The 14288-nt window shown below is 48.1% G+C and carries 15 protein-coding genes; all 15 read right to left on the bottom strand.

Going from position 1 to position 14288, the window contains the following annotated elements; genetic code table 11:
• Positions 1 to 5: 5 nt before the first annotated feature.
• Positions 6 to 773, bottom strand: coding sequence for a capsule biosynthesis GfcC family protein (locus LOY28_RS09350; RefSeq protein WP_258613399.1), 768 nt, complete (start codon positions 771 to 773; stop codon positions 6 to 8).
• Complete coding sequence (locus tag LOY28_RS09345) at positions 770 to 1429, bottom strand: YjbF family lipoprotein (protein WP_309475738.1); 660 nt, start codon at positions 1427 to 1429, stop codon at positions 770 to 772. Before LOY28_RS09345 ends, LOY28_RS09350 begins: the two co-directional genes overlap by 4 nt.
• 14 nt (positions 1430 to 1443) lie before the next feature.
• Complete coding sequence (locus LOY28_RS09340; RefSeq protein ID WP_258613398.1) at positions 1444 to 2556, bottom strand: polysaccharide biosynthesis/export family protein; 1113 nt, start codon at positions 2554 to 2556, stop codon at positions 1444 to 1446.
• Between the two features lie 86 nt (positions 2557 to 2642).
• Positions 2643 to 2945 (bottom strand): hypothetical protein, encoded by a 303-nt coding sequence (locus tag LOY28_RS09335; protein ID WP_258613397.1) that lies wholly within the window; start codon positions 2943 to 2945, stop codon positions 2643 to 2645.
• Between the two features lie 431 nt (positions 2946 to 3376).
• Positions 3377 to 3916, bottom strand: coding sequence for a dTDP-4-dehydrorhamnose 3,5-epimerase (gene rfbC / locus LOY28_RS09330; RefSeq protein WP_064616871.1), 540 nt, complete (start codon positions 3914 to 3916; stop codon positions 3377 to 3379).
• Positions 3913 to 4791 (bottom strand): glucose-1-phosphate thymidylyltransferase RfbA, encoded by an 879-nt coding sequence (gene rfbA, locus LOY28_RS09325; protein ID WP_064616870.1) that lies wholly within the window; start codon positions 4789 to 4791, stop codon positions 3913 to 3915. Before rfbA ends, rfbC begins: the two co-directional genes overlap by 4 nt.
• Before the next feature lie 44 nt (positions 4792 to 4835).
• Entirely contained in the window at positions 4836 to 5903 is a 1068-nt protein-coding gene (gene rfbB, locus LOY28_RS09320; RefSeq protein WP_064616869.1) for a dTDP-glucose 4,6-dehydratase, read from the bottom strand.
• A complete protein-coding gene (locus tag LOY28_RS09315; protein WP_258613396.1) occupies positions 5900 to 7030 on the bottom strand; it encodes a DUF1972 domain-containing protein in 1131 nt (376 codons plus the stop codon). The genes rfbB and LOY28_RS09315 overlap by 4 nt, the downstream gene beginning before the upstream one ends.
• A 35-nt stretch (positions 7031 to 7065) precedes the next feature.
• Complete coding sequence (locus LOY28_RS30060) at positions 7066 to 7227, bottom strand: glycoside hydrolase family 99-like domain-containing protein (RefSeq protein WP_408981033.1); 162 nt, start codon at positions 7225 to 7227, stop codon at positions 7066 to 7068.
• The gene (locus LOY28_RS09310; RefSeq protein WP_258613395.1) at positions 7212 to 8165 is read right to left on the bottom strand and encodes a glycoside hydrolase family 99-like domain-containing protein; all 954 of its coding nucleotides are present in this window, start codon (positions 8163 to 8165) and stop codon (positions 7212 to 7214) included. Before LOY28_RS09310 ends, LOY28_RS30060 begins: the two co-directional genes overlap by 16 nt.
• Before the next feature lie 3 nt (positions 8166 to 8168).
• The gene (locus tag LOY28_RS09305) at positions 8169 to 9152 is read right to left on the bottom strand and encodes a glycosyltransferase family 2 protein (protein WP_258613394.1); all 984 of its coding nucleotides are present in this window, start codon (positions 9150 to 9152) and stop codon (positions 8169 to 8171) included.
• Positions 9145 to 10326: an O-antigen ligase gene (locus tag LOY28_RS09300; RefSeq protein WP_258613393.1), complete on the bottom strand. Its 1182-nt coding sequence runs from the start codon at positions 10324 to 10326 to the stop codon at positions 9145 to 9147. Before LOY28_RS09300 ends, LOY28_RS09305 begins: the two co-directional genes overlap by 8 nt.
• Before the next feature lie 146 nt (positions 10327 to 10472).
• Complete coding sequence (locus LOY28_RS09295) at positions 10473 to 11606, bottom strand: Coenzyme F420 hydrogenase/dehydrogenase, beta subunit C-terminal domain (RefSeq protein ID WP_258613392.1); 1134 nt, start codon at positions 11604 to 11606, stop codon at positions 10473 to 10475.
• Positions 11607 to 11705: 99 nt separating this feature from the next.
• Positions 11706 to 12887: a polysaccharide pyruvyl transferase family protein gene (locus LOY28_RS09290; RefSeq protein ID WP_258613391.1), complete on the bottom strand. Its 1182-nt coding sequence runs from the start codon at positions 12885 to 12887 to the stop codon at positions 11706 to 11708.
• Positions 12887 to 14167, bottom strand: coding sequence for an oligosaccharide flippase family protein (locus LOY28_RS09285; RefSeq protein WP_258613390.1), 1281 nt, complete (start codon positions 14165 to 14167; stop codon positions 12887 to 12889). Before LOY28_RS09285 ends, LOY28_RS09290 begins: the two co-directional genes overlap by 1 nt.
• Positions 14168 to 14288: the final 121 nt, after the last annotated feature.

Genomic DNA, 14288 nt, shown 5'->3' with positions numbered 1-14288 from the left:
GCACTTCAAGGGGCCACCTCAGCCAGCGGTTGAGTGGCGAGAAACTCGGCCAGTTGTTGATTGAGCTCAGGGGTCGGCGTCTCGAGATCGTCGCTCCTGATCGGCACCAGAATCTTGCTGCCGGGTGCCACAATGATGCCGTCCTCACGATTCCATGCCGCCACGCCGACGCGCCGAACCTGGCCGTCAGGCTGGATCAGCCACAGATAGTCGCCCTCGGCGTCGCCAAGAATGGCGCAGTCGCGGGCATAGGCACGCACTTCCTGCAGGGCTCGGTAAGGCACCTGGCAAGGCTGCGCGACCGCCCCGAAAACTTCCACGGTGGACGGCCGCTGGGGGTAAATCAGATGGTCGCCATCATCCAGCAGCGCGTTGCGGGCGAATCCCGTTTCCACAGCGATCGGATCGAGCACCGCGACCTGACGTCCGGTGACCGGTAGCTGCTCGACCTGCTCATATAGGCGCGCGCTCAATTCTGCTCGCGTGTTTTTGCCATCGAGCAAGGCCCCCCGTTGCAGCAGTTTCAGATCGAACAGAACACCTGCCTTCAAGCGCGTCTGCTTGTCCACTAATGAACGGTGCAGCCACGCCGCGCCCAGCCAGTAACTTTCGGCATTGGGTTGGGCGTTACGAATGACATCCAGCAAGCGCGCACCGGGCTTGATTTCGAATTGGCCAGGGCTGCGCACGTCACCGCTGACCGTGACGGCCGCCTGGCCCACGCCCGGGCCGATCAACAGCAGACCAAGCAAGAAAAGGTTTGAACACTTCACCGGGCAGCTCCCCGATCACGGCGCACCTGCACGATTTTCAGAAACAGTTGCGGCGTCAGATGCTGCTCGCTGCGCAGGATGAAACCGTCCTGGGGGTCGACCCAGTAGCGGTTGGTGGCGCGGAAATTCAGGGTGGGTGCATCCACCTGCTCGTCAATGCGCAGCAAGGCGTAATCCTTGTCCAGAATGCTGATGGTCTCGATGCCATGGGGACTGAAACGGCTGTTGACCGCGATACCGATGCGGTTGCCGTTATAGATGTCGATCCAGCGCGTGCTGGTATAGCCGTCGGGCAAATGCTGAAGGCCGCGTTTGAAGGGCGACTCTTCATTGAAGCGAGTGCCATCCAGGGAAACGCCCAGCCCGACAGTGCGCACCACCAGGCCGTCGCGCATCAGCAGCACTTGCTTGCCGGAAGCGACCCAGAACTGCAGGTCGCCCCGCCGACGAGCCATGGCCATCACGCCCTCACTGGAGGGGGTGGTGACCAGGATCTGCGGATATGGCACAGCGTCGACCTGAGCACGGGTCAAATTGATGGAGGCAGGCCCCGCGACAGATGTTTCAAGGGTGTCCCAGGAGGCCTTCATCAACGGGTTACACCCGCACAACAAGAGCGCCATCGTCAGGCCGGCGCAGGTAGGCAAAGTTTTCACGGCGGGATTGAGCCTTATCTGCTGTTGGCTTCGCTGAGATCGTTAAGTGAGCTGGCACCGGTCCCCAGGATAGTGGCCGTAGGCAGAAGCTGGCTGATCAGACGGTTCCAGCGCGTCACGCCGGCCGGGCCGACATAGACGATGTCTTGCGGTTGCAAGTCGAAACGGGTGGCCAGTACCAGGGCCGACGGGGATTCGGCGTCGAGCTGGAACACCTTGGCCGGTTCAGTTTCCAGATGGTCGGCGCCGCGAATCACGTACACCGCATTACCGTTGGAGGTGGTCTGGTTCAAGCCCCCCACTGTGCCCAGCGCATCGGTCAGGTTGATCGATTTGCCTTTGAAGCTCAGCGCGCGAGGCGCGTTGACCTCACCCATGACATAGATCCGCTTTTGGTCGTTATAGGGCAGGTACAGCCGGTCGCCGCCCTTGAGGTAAACACCTTGCAGCTGTGAATCCTGGCGATTGAGGGTGTCCAGATCGAGCTTGTATTCGCGCCCGTCCCGGGTCAGCGTCAGGCCTGACAGGTCTGCGTTCGAGGGGTCCACACCGGCCGCGCCAACGGCCTCCACCACGCTCAGCGGCGTGGTAGTGATTGGCTGCTGCCCAGCTTTGAGCACCGCACCGGAAATCACCACGGTCTGGCTGGCGAAGCGCAATACGCTGACGTCGACTTGGGGGCTTTCGACAAATTGCGACAAGCGCTCGGCAATAAAGGCCCGCAACTCTTCGATGGTTTTACCGGCGGCCGGGATATTACCGATATAGGGATAAAACAACGTACCGTCCGGACGCACCAGACGCCCGTTGGCATCGATTTGCTGTTGCGGCCCCGAAGGCGCCGTCAACTCGGGGTGATCCCAGACCGTGATAAATAGCAGGTCGTTGGCACCCACGCGATAACCGCCTGGAACGTAGGACAACAACGCTGGGGGAACGGGTTCGCGAACTTGCGTGGCCGCATCCATGGCAATCAATTTAGGCGTGATGGGAACAAGCTCTACCCGGCTACTTTCCGGAGAGCCGTCACTGACCATTTGACTGGTGTCCATATGTTGACCAGGCGAAAACATACAGCCGTGCAAGCTGATACTTGCCAGCATAACAACAGATAATCTACGGATCATAAGGGCACTACGCTAGTCGAGGGCAAATCTAAAACAAGATCACCCAGAAAGTTCTGAGTGATCTTGAACAACATACTTCGCGGGGTTTAGTTGGTACCCGTCGTACCACTAGTACCGGTTGTGCCACCTGTTCCAGAGGTACCGCCATTGGAACTGCCTCCAGAGTTTGAAGCGGCCGCCGCAGCGCCGATAATGGCCGCGCCGATCACCACGGTTTCTGCGACCGTCACTCCCCCAACCAGCGGGGTACTCAAGGACAATGGCTCGCTCACCTCTTCGCTCACTGCTTCGCTCGCCGTTTTGCTCGCCGTTTTGCTCGCCGGCTCATCCGCCGCCAACGCTGCAGTGCTCATGACAGCCAGCAAGCCGGCCGTAAGTAGTTTCTTCATATCAGACTCCTTCTCGACATCAACTCTGCATTAGATTTGAGACTAAGGGACCGGGAATGGAACAGCAGGTGAATGAACTGACACCCGTCAATTGAACGAGACAGTTCATGCACATTGCCTCCTTTGGAGAATGTCATTTATAGAGAGTGCATGCCATACGCCAAACCTCGTCACATCATGGACAAAAGCGCTTGCACCGAGCAGGACTTATTGACGGAAAAAGGCAATTTTCCAAGATGTTTGCTACATGAGAAGGCATTTTCGGCACAAACTCCCGAGCAAAAGTCACTCCCCCTTCACGCCTATTGTTATTATTAGTCAGGATTTTCCCGGCATCCTGTCCCGCTAGGTTCTATTGTGACTGAACATTCAAGGCTAAATAACATCAGGTCATAAATAGTTAATGTTAACTATAGACCAATATTAACCCGTCATTCCCCGTTCAACACCGCGCGCAAGCGTGGGTTGCGCAAGTCTTTTTCCGAGAGTTGAGGCGATTCAACGGGCCAGGTAATGCCCAGCTCCGGATCATTCCAGAGCAGCCCACCCTCATCCTCGGGGAAATACAGATCGGTGCATTTGTATTGAAAATCGGCGGTATCGCTGAGCACGCAGAAGCCGTGGGCATAACCCGGCGGCACCCATAGCTGCAGATGGTTGTCGGCGGTCAACTTGACCCCTACATGTTCACCGCAAGTGGCCGATTCGGGATTGATGTCCACCACCACGTCGTACACCGCACCTTGGGTAACCCGCACCAACTTGCCCTGGGGCCGGGTCCGCTGGAAGTGCAAACCGCGCAATACGCCATACTGCGAGCGTGAGTGATTGTCTTGGACGAAAGGCAACTCGATGCCGGCGTCGCGATAACGCTGTTCGTGATAACTCTCGAGAAAGAACCCACGGGCATCGCCAAACACCTTGGGCTCGATAATCAGTACGCCGGGCAATCGGGTGTTGATGACATTCATTTCGAAGGCTCCGTCGTCAGTACGCGCGCCAGGTATTGTCCGTAACCGGTTTTGTGTAACGCGGTGGCTTGTTTATCCAGTTCCGCAGCCGACAACCAACCCTGGTGATAGGCCACCTCTTCAAGGCAGGCCACCTTCAAGCCCTGCCGCGCTTCGATGGTCTGGACGAAATGCCCGGCCTCCATCAACGAATCATGGGTCCCGGTGTCCAGCCAGGCAAAACCACGCCCCAGCACACTGACGTGCAGATCCCCGCGTTGTAGATAAGCATTGTTCACGTCGGTGATTTCAAGCTCACCGCGTACCGAAGGCTTGACTTGCTTGGCGATGCTCACCACGTCTTTGTCGTAGAAATACAAACCGGTGACAGCATGGTCGGACTTCGGATGCGCAGGCTTCTCTTCGATCGAGATCGCCTTGCCGCTCTCGTCGAACTCGACAACGCCAAAACGATCCGGGTCGCTGACTCGATATCCAAAAACAGTGGCACCGGTCTGTCGTTGTGACGCTTCGCGCAACAAGGCGCTGAAGCCATAACCGTAGAAAATGTTGTCGCCCAGAATCAGCGCCACATTGCTGTCGCCGATGAACTCCTCGCCGATCAGAAAGGCCTGCGCCAGGCCATCAGGAGAAGGCTGTTCTGCATAACTGAGTTCAATGCCGAAAGAAGAACCATCACCCAGCAAGTTCTGGAAGTTGGGCAAGTCCTGGGGCGTGGAAATAATCAATATCTCGCGAATGCCCGCCAGCATTAATACCGACAGCGGATAATAAATCATCGGCTTGTCGTAGACCGGCAGCAGCTGTTTGGACACACCACGGGTAATGGGATGCAAGCGGGTGCCGGAGCCTCCCGCCAGAATGATACCTTTCATAGGGGATTCCCTTCGAAGTTAAATAGAGGCAAGTTTTGAATGTTTCAGCCAACGTGGCCAAGACGCTCGGACCGGTATTGGCCGTTGAGTATCCGTTGCCACCAATCTTGATTATCCAGATACCACTGAACCGTTTTGCGTATACCGCTTTCAAAGGTTTCCTGTGGTCGCCAACCAAGTTCACGCTCAATCTTGCCTGCATCGATGGCGTAACGACGATCATGCCCAGGGCGGTCGGTGACGAAGGTGATCAACTCCTTGTAAGAGCCCTGCCCTTCATCGCGGGGGCGCAACTCATCGAGCAGCTCACAGATGGTTTCCACCACTTGCAGGTTGCGCTTCTCGTTGTGTCCGCCGATGTTGTAGGTTTCGCCCACGATACCGCGCGACACCACTTCGACCAGCGCTCGAGCATGGTCTTCAACAAACAGCCAGTCGCGGATCTGCGAGCCATCGCCATATACCGGCAACGGCTTGCCGTGGATGGCATTGAGAATCACATGAGGGATCAACTTCTCGGGGAAGTGGAAGGGCCCGTAGTTGTTCGAGCAGTTGGTGACCAGCACCGGCAGGCCATACGTGCGGTGCCAGGCGCGCACCAGATGGTCGGAGCCGGCCTTGGACGCCGAGTACGGCGAGCTCGGCTCGTAGGGCGTAGTCTCGGTGAACAGATCGTCGGTGCCTTCCAGGTCGCCATAAACTTCATCGGTGGAGATATGGTGGAAGCGAAAGCCCTGTTTCTGCTCCGCCGCCAACCCTGACCAGTAGCGGCGGCTGGCCTCCAGCATGCTGTAGGTGCCGACGATGTTGGTCTGGATGAAATCCGATGGGCTGTCGATGGAACGGTCCACATGGGATTCGGCCGCCAGGTGCATTACCGCATCGGGCTGGAAACGCGCGAACAGCTCGTGCAGCGCCGCTGTGTCGCAGATATCCACCTGCTGGAATTCATACCGGGGGCTACCCGCCACCGACGCCAGGGACTCGGTATTGCCGGCGTAGGTGAGCTTGTCGATATTGAGCACGCTCACATCGGTGTTGTCGATCAGATGGCGAACGACGGCGGAGCCGATAAAACCAGCACCGCCGGTGACGATAATACGTTGGGTCACTTGCTGTACTCCTTGGGATACCACTGGATCAGTAATTTTTCGTACTGGGAAAGGATGTTTTCCCAAGTGAATTTTTCGTTGAAGCGGCGGGTGCTTTCAGCCTTCATCGCCGCGATCAAATGGCTGTGGTCATCGCGCAGGTACTTCTCGAACAACTTGGCGCAGTCGTGCTCGTCATCGAAGTACACCGCCGCATCACCGGCGACCCAACGGTTGAAATGGTTGTTATGGGCAATCACCGAGCAGCCGGCGCCCAATGCCTCCACCAGCGAAGGGTTGGTGCCTCCTACTTGATGGCCATGAATGTAAAAGCGGCTGAAAAACCGCAGCGCCCGAACCACCGCCGCCTCATAGATGGCACCGGGGAAGATCACTTCCTTGCCGGCCGCGTCCATCACCCGCTTGTGGTACTCGTTCTTCTCTGGCGTGAAGTTGCCCAGCACCACCAACTTATGGTTACGGCGCTTGCTGCTGAAAGCCTTGACGACCTGCAGAAAGGAGTTCTCCGGCTCCGGCCGGGCGATAACCACCGAGAAACCATGGGGCTCCAGGCCATAATCAGCCAGGGCGGTCGGGTCTGCTTCGTTCACCCGGTCCCCGCCATAAGGGATCATGGTGATCTTCGAATCCTTGACCCGGGTGGCCAGGTGATCCTTGATTTTCGGGTGGTCGGCCACCAGGTGGTTGCCGATCCAGCAACCTGCTCGCTCGTTTAGCCAGAACCAGGTTTTGGCAATCAAACCCCACTTTTCGCGCTTCCATTCGATGCCATCCATATTGATGACATTAGTTTGACCCTTCATGCGCTGAAGAATATTGAAGACAGCTGTGTTGTAACCGAGGGTCAAAAAAAGACCATCTTGGCCCAATGCGTGAATAGTGGCTTTCCAGTCGAAGATCATGGTTCCAACGACCCCCGTATTGGCGGACGGGATATGTACTCGTTTAACGCCACGCCATTCGGTAGTGGAGATCCCACCAGTGCCTTCTTCCTGGCAATAAACGACGACCTTCCAACCGTTATTCGTTAAGTAAAGTGCGAGTTTCTCTGCGAAGGTTTCGAATCCACCATGCTGGGCTGGAATACCTCGTATGCCCAATATATGAATTTTTTTATTACCCCCCATACACCCCCCAAATTATCGATATAAACAACAAACCTTCATTTTAAAAAATTTCTTTTTATCGCATCCAAATATCTAAACCGATATTTTTTCGTTGGCTCTATATACGAACCCTCACCATACTCATTCCAACAACATATAATCACAGTATTGTGAGTTTTCTCTTTATTGGAGCGAGCAGTAGTTATAGCTTCATGCATATGACGATCAAATTCTTCTGGCGTACTGATAGAACTATCGTGTAAAGGATCAGTACTCCCCCCCACGGTCTTCGATCCCACCCGGAAGTAGCTGGCACAAGGTACGGCAGTGGCGAATTGTTAATCATCCAACTCCAATTTTCCTGATAAGCATCAGACAACTCAGCATAAGAGCGAGATTGCTTATATAAATGCTGCCTTAACGAAGGAGCAGATTGGTAGTTATAAGCAGTTAGCGCATCATAAGTTGCATCAGGTAGTATTTTTTTAACAACGTTATCGATCGGCGCCGTATTGGATATAAAATATATACCCTTAAAGCCTTCATTTCTTGCTTGTTGGCGAGCTCTGGCCAACAAGCTTTTGGTAGTCTCTCCAAATTGCTCCGCATGTTTTTCAAGAGACTCTGGTGAAAAAATTACTACGACCGGCTCACCATTGATTTTTTTATAATTACTATTGACAAAATATTTTTTCAACCAATATGCAACAACCTCATCAAACTGTCTTAAACTTGATGGTGTATCAGTGTGGTTTGCCCATAAGATAGCAAAATCAATATCTGTTGTTTTACTGTGTTCTATAAATGAATCAATAGCATGATTTAGAGTCACCCCATATTTCGGGACCCAATACCAGTCATATACTACGAAATCAATGTGATTGTCTTTCATCCACCTTAATTGCTTAGAAGTGACATCTTTCGATCCATCCTTATACCAGCCAAGCAATGGTTCTTTATCGGGGAACCTTTTTATTAAATCCCATGGCGGACGCTTGATCAATGGAGCCTCTTGCTTCCAACCTGGAAAATAATACACGCCAATACTGGTAACATCTTCACCAAAGCAACTGTTGAGCAAAATAAAAAATATCACGACAGCGCGAAAAAACTGTTTCGCAAAAAAACTAACAACCCTTACACCAAAGCTTTTCACAGGCTAACTCTCCACAGTTTTCCGGTCTTCCAACCTTCCGAAAACAAAGGACAATAGCAGAGCTACATTTCGATCTAGTTTATGCATACTAATACCAGAGAAAAAACATCTCGATAAACCTAAAACAACTGAACCACTTCTCAATTCAACAGTTAAAGATAACAATTTTTGTTGAGAAGGTGTTACTCTCCAACCGTAACATTCATTAAAACTAGCAGCCTGCAACACAACTCTATTTAGATATTTTTGAGCTTTCAACCAAGGCTTTTGATTATATAAAAGTCTTAGATAATGCCGAAAACCGGAGTCTTTGGCACCTAGACAATTACCTCCATGCTGGCGATAAAGAATAGTAGGCTTATCTAAATAAGTGATTTTACCTAAACTAGATGCAACCAACGCCAACCACCAGTCATGCATCATTATGTTATTCGGTGCAGCAGATGCGGATAGTTTACTTTCTTCAAGTAGTTTTTTATTCGCCGCAATCGTGCACCCAACAACAACGTTCTGAATTAATAGCTTTGAGAAATTGACTCCTTTTATAGGATCAAATCTACTTTTGTCCATAAACGAGCTTGATATCTCCCTCAAACGCTCGTCCACGACCTTTAGATCAGTAAATACCAAATGTGGTCCATCATAGGACTTAAGAATTTTTATGCTGTCACAAACCTTATTCGGCAACCAAACATCATCTTGATCGCAAAACATAAAATATTCTGTTTCAACACAAGCCAAAAGCTTAATAAATGACCCGGCAGGGCCTTGATTTCCATAACCATCAGCAATTATCTGCACCCGTGCATCTTTCGCCGAATAAGATTTCACAATTTCAAGCGTGCTATCAGAAGAACCATCATCCCTTACAAGCAACACCCAATCTTGGTATCGTTGTTGAACAATAGAATCTATCTGCTCTCTTAAATACTTCTCACCGTTATATGTTGAAAGCAGAATAGTCACAGAACCACTTGAATTAGCCATCTCGTCGCCCCTTACTAAAAAAATTATGAACCTTTGTTTTTTGAAAGACTTCAAGTTTAGTTAGAAGCGCAAAATATACATATGCCAACGTAAACACCTCAAAGGTGCTTAATACAGCACAAAATATTAAAAAACCAAACAATGATATTGAAAGACCGTCCGACACACTATTATACGGCGACTCCAACTTAGCAGTAAGCTTTCTTGCCTTCCGATAATAAGCCACCACCATACAAACAAAAAATATAAACGCAGGCAATCCGGAATCAGCTGCAATTGTTAGATAGTAGTTATCAACTGACTTTTCACCCGTTGTGACATTTGAACTTGCAACATGATCCACAGCCAACCCAGGCCCCCATCCTACCAGTGGATGCTTCTCAAATGTATCCAACCCAAGATTAAACTGATCAATTCTCGCTTGAGTACTCATTGATTCAGAATTACTTTGCCCTTCAAGTGCAAGACTCGCAAAATTATATGCGACCGGAACACCAGCAAATAAAACAGCAATCATGACAAACGATCTAACAACCGGCATTATCTTTCGTTGATTTTTTAGATCGCGGATCAATTTAAACAGAAACATAAGCCCAAGCTGAAGTACAAAAACAAGAACTCCCGCTCTCGACCCAGTAGAAATCAGGGTATACATCCCAAGCAACAAAACTGTGACAGAAGCAAGCTTTATATGCCTGCCGACTTTTATTTTTAAAAACAAAATTGCTATTGGAATAGTTAATATCAAGTACTCAGCCAATACTAACGGATGCAAAAAACCAGCCTGGGCCCGGTAAGTCCCTCTAATTTTTTCCGTTAACGCCGATGCAACATACCCCGTTTCCATTGCGCTTCTAGGAACTAAGCTATAAAACATATTAGCTTTAATTAAAGACTCAACAACTCCAATCACAGAGACTATGACCGCACCATATAACACAAACCTAAGCGCTTCAATTACCCTCTGCTTACTTGTCACCAACAAAATGGTTATTACAAAAAAAGAATACTGCAAGAGAACATCTAAAGCAGCAATAAAAACTGAATATATAGGATCTTCCGAAAAAACAGATGATATTAAACGCCACAAAAAAAACAAACTTACAAGAACTACCGAACGGGAGCTTTCGCGAAAACTTCTATACGCGATCGTCATATTTTTTGGCGAAGCCAATATTGAAAATACCGTCAACACTATTAACAGTAAGGCGTACACCCTCTGAATATTAAGTATAGGTAGACCCGAAACTTTAAGACCCGCATACGTTGGCCACAAAGTGAACAACGTGAGGTATGCCAAGTATAGTCTATATAACATACTCAGACATTCTTCCTATTTTCTCTCATCTTGAGCCCACGCTTTACTGTACCTGCAAATGATCTTAATAAAGACACGGGCGTAGCGAGCATAGTTGCCCTCAACAGAAGGCTTGTATTATATCTTGGAACGGCTAAGCCAATCAGCCTTAGAGCCAAGAACCTAAGCAACAATGTTTTCTTTCTATATGCTTGGTGAAACTGAACTTTTTCTACTCTAGAACAATCCACTTCGCTGGAAACGTTTATATATCCACTTTTAATACATTGTTCTAAGAGATTTTGCCCTGCTTTATTTCTAGAAATAATAAAGCTCTGACCATCCCTCTCTGAGAAATCAGGCGATCCATCCTCCGCAACATGCCAGGCATCAGCGCCTGTAATATCTGAAAATTCACCTGTACCATCGGGACATAACTTACAACGCCATTGTACTCTCGGACTAAGAACATATCTCCATGACTCCTCATAGGACATAGATCTTGTGGTATCGTCCTTGAGTGTGACTGTAGCAGAACCCGGCCAACCATCGCCTCTGTATCTAAAGTCTTTAACTTCAGACTCCTCTACTCCTAAATCTTTAACAATTTTAAGAGTACCTTTTTTACTGGGAACACCGGCGCACATAAACGACAGCATATATTTAATTTTGTCGTTTACTCGCTTGTCGTGCTTTGCCAATCTTCTCAAAGCTGCCACATCACAAGGCTTGCCGACGAAAGCAAAGGTTCCCGGCCTGTCCAACAAACTAACAATAGTATTTAAAGGAGCCGAGGGCGAGTATCTAGAACCAGTAGCACTTAATATTTCCGCTCTATTTTTTGCTATATTAACTTGTGTATCGAACGGATTCTCATCACCCACACAAGTATTCACGACGTAATCTACTATTTTTTCCTCTAGTAGATATATTTGGAGTGCACTCAAGACTCCACCAGATGACCCTTTTAGACGAACCTCGCTATCTGACGCAGCACCAATAGAAATTGTATCGACAACACCCCACAATGGGTGATGATCTTTACTAGCAGTAGCGTGACTAACATTCAATCCTGGACAAACATCTTTTATAACCATTGAATCCGACAGCTTCAGATCGTTATAAATTGTTGGCCTTAAGTATCCTTCATCATTCATTGCAACCTTAATATTACTGGCACCCGCGATACTCTCACACAGCCCGCACCCAGTACATAGATTGTTTTTCTCTACCAACTTAATGATATTCGAGCTCATTTATTCATAGCTCTCAAATTTTCTTTTAAGGAAAGTTTTATATACACCGAGCTTAGTTTGCGCCGAGACATTACTTTTGTTTATTTCTTTGGCAAGATTTGCTCTATCAGCGTAACCTTCTAAAATTGTATCAATAGCGGCTTGAGTTGTATCAGATTGGCCATCTACTAAATTTTTGTACCCTAATGTCCCATATAACCCGCTAAACTTACGACTGTATGCCACCGGCACTACGGGCACCCCACTAGAAAAGGCCGCAATTGTTGCATGCATACGCGCACCGGTAAAAAAGTCCAAATTCGAAATATAACTTTTCGCCTCTACAGGTGAAGAAAACTTAGGCGCCAATACACATTCCGGAAACTTACTCTTAACACTCAAGCTAGCGCGATAATCATCTTCAATTGCATATCTATCAGTTATAACATGCGAGACCAAGTGCACTCTAACATTGCCATCCTTCGAAAACTCCTCAATAATACTCTCAATCAAACTCGGATAGTTAATCGTTAATCCGAATTGATTCTCCCCGTTGTACCCTCCATTCATTAGCAATCCGGAAATATTGATCCCTACATCTATATTTTCTTTTACTTTTTGAACATTTTCACGGTTATACGGTAGTGCAAAAGCCAGGTCGGTTACTACACTTGAGTTCCGCTGATGTCCATTTTCTACTAGATAACGATAGGACTGCTCATCTCGAGCAAACACCGCACTTGCTTTCTTTAGAATGAAATTTGATACAACCTTTCCATACCCCTTGTTAAAGGGCCCAATAGTTTGGGGGCTAAGCACAAGTTCTTTACCGCAATTAATCACCAGCGCCTTACTCAATGCCTGCTGAAGAAACCTTTTAAAACCGTATATATCCGTAAAACTATCACCCTCACTCAAATCAAATACAATAAAGCATTCAGATATCGCCTTCTTTATCTCAAGTAGCTTTAACGGATTTTTAGCTATTTGCCTTATAGAAAATTGAGAATAACTTACTTTGCGTGCCGTAGCTTTTTGAAATTCATTATCCGTCGACGGCATCATTCCAATGACGTGGTAACCGACATCTAAATTAAGGTCTTTAAGGGCCTCTTCAATCAAACAAAAATGACTGTAACTTAAAGCTCCCACGCCTAAATTTTCAGAGGGATAATTATGCCATAAAAGTCCAATTTTTTTCATTACGCAATTCTTTCAAAGTAGTTAATAAAAAAGATAGCTATAAGCATATAGAATCCGATGGTTAGTGCTATGTTTTGTTTCGACAGCCCCAATGGTACGTTACTGCTAACCAGCCTAAAAACATAAAGCATGTGCAGCACCAAAATAGAAACCAGAAGAGAAACTACAATTCCCTTTATCCCCAAATATGGCGCAACCAATACAGATAACGCTAAAAAAATGAGCATGCTTAAAACATTATAAAAAGCCCGATAACTTTGATGCCCCAAGCTAGATAAGACTATCCCGTGTGCTGCCGCCAAATATCTCTGCATCAGCAAAACACCTACAAGAGGAAGTAAGCTTACTAGCTCTACGTATTTTTCTCCGTAGATTACGCGCGTCATTAATGCCGAGCCATATATGAACAGCACCGCTCCTAGACCGCCTAACAACTGCATCTTAAAATACAGCCGGACTATCAGAGCTTTTAACTTGTCGTCATCAGCGTTATGCCTTGAAAGACTCGGGAGATAAACATTAGACAGGACTTGCGCCCCCGTATTTGCACCTTGTAATAGGCGCATTCCTGCCTGATATATACCCACTGCGTTGTGCCCTAGCAAATACCCCACAATCAGAGTATCAACACTGGTCACCAAGTTAGTTAAAAACGCGTCTATTCCAAAAGCCGTATTTCTTTTTATATCGCTTATGGTCTTTCTCAGACTGCCCCGAATCATCTGCTGGTAGTCTATAAATTTATAGATAGTACAAGACAAAGCAAGCTGTACTACTTTGCAAAAGAGCATACCCAATGCAACACTTTCCGCCCTCCCTCCCACAATCAAAATCATTATGAGCACAGAAAAATACACACAATTGCTGATCAGTGTAATTGCAGCTTCGTAATGGTACTTATTAATACCCCTATACACCGCATTCATAGATTCGGAAAACGAGGTCATAACACATGAAGCTAAAACAATAAAAAACAAAATCACCTGGTACATATGAAGCTTCAAGCACATTACCGTTAGCGCTGAAACAAGGAGCAATACCAGTGACAACGCCAACTTAGCATTTATAACATCAGCAAGTATCCGCCCTTCTTGACCCTTGTTAATCCCTATATCACGCAAGATACTTTGAGTGAACCCAAAATCCACAATCAAACATGCTATCGTTGCGGCTGTATATATGTATATGAATTCACCAAACTCAGATACATTCCAATAACGCGCCATAAAAACGAATAGCGCGACGTTAGTTAACAATCGAACAAATACGGTAACACCCATGAAAAATATTTTTCGAATCACTGACAAACCCTTTGGCCTTTACAAGCTCTCTAGAGAGCGCGGGCACGCTACCGCCCCAGGATTTTTCGTCTTATTCCTCAGGACGTGATGTTTCCATGAA

The organism is Pseudomonas sp. B21-017 (assembly GCF_024749245.1).
Lineage (GTDB): Bacteria > Pseudomonadota > Gammaproteobacteria > Pseudomonadales > Pseudomonadaceae > Aquipseudomonas.
This window is presented reverse-complemented; position numbering and strand designations above follow the sequence as displayed.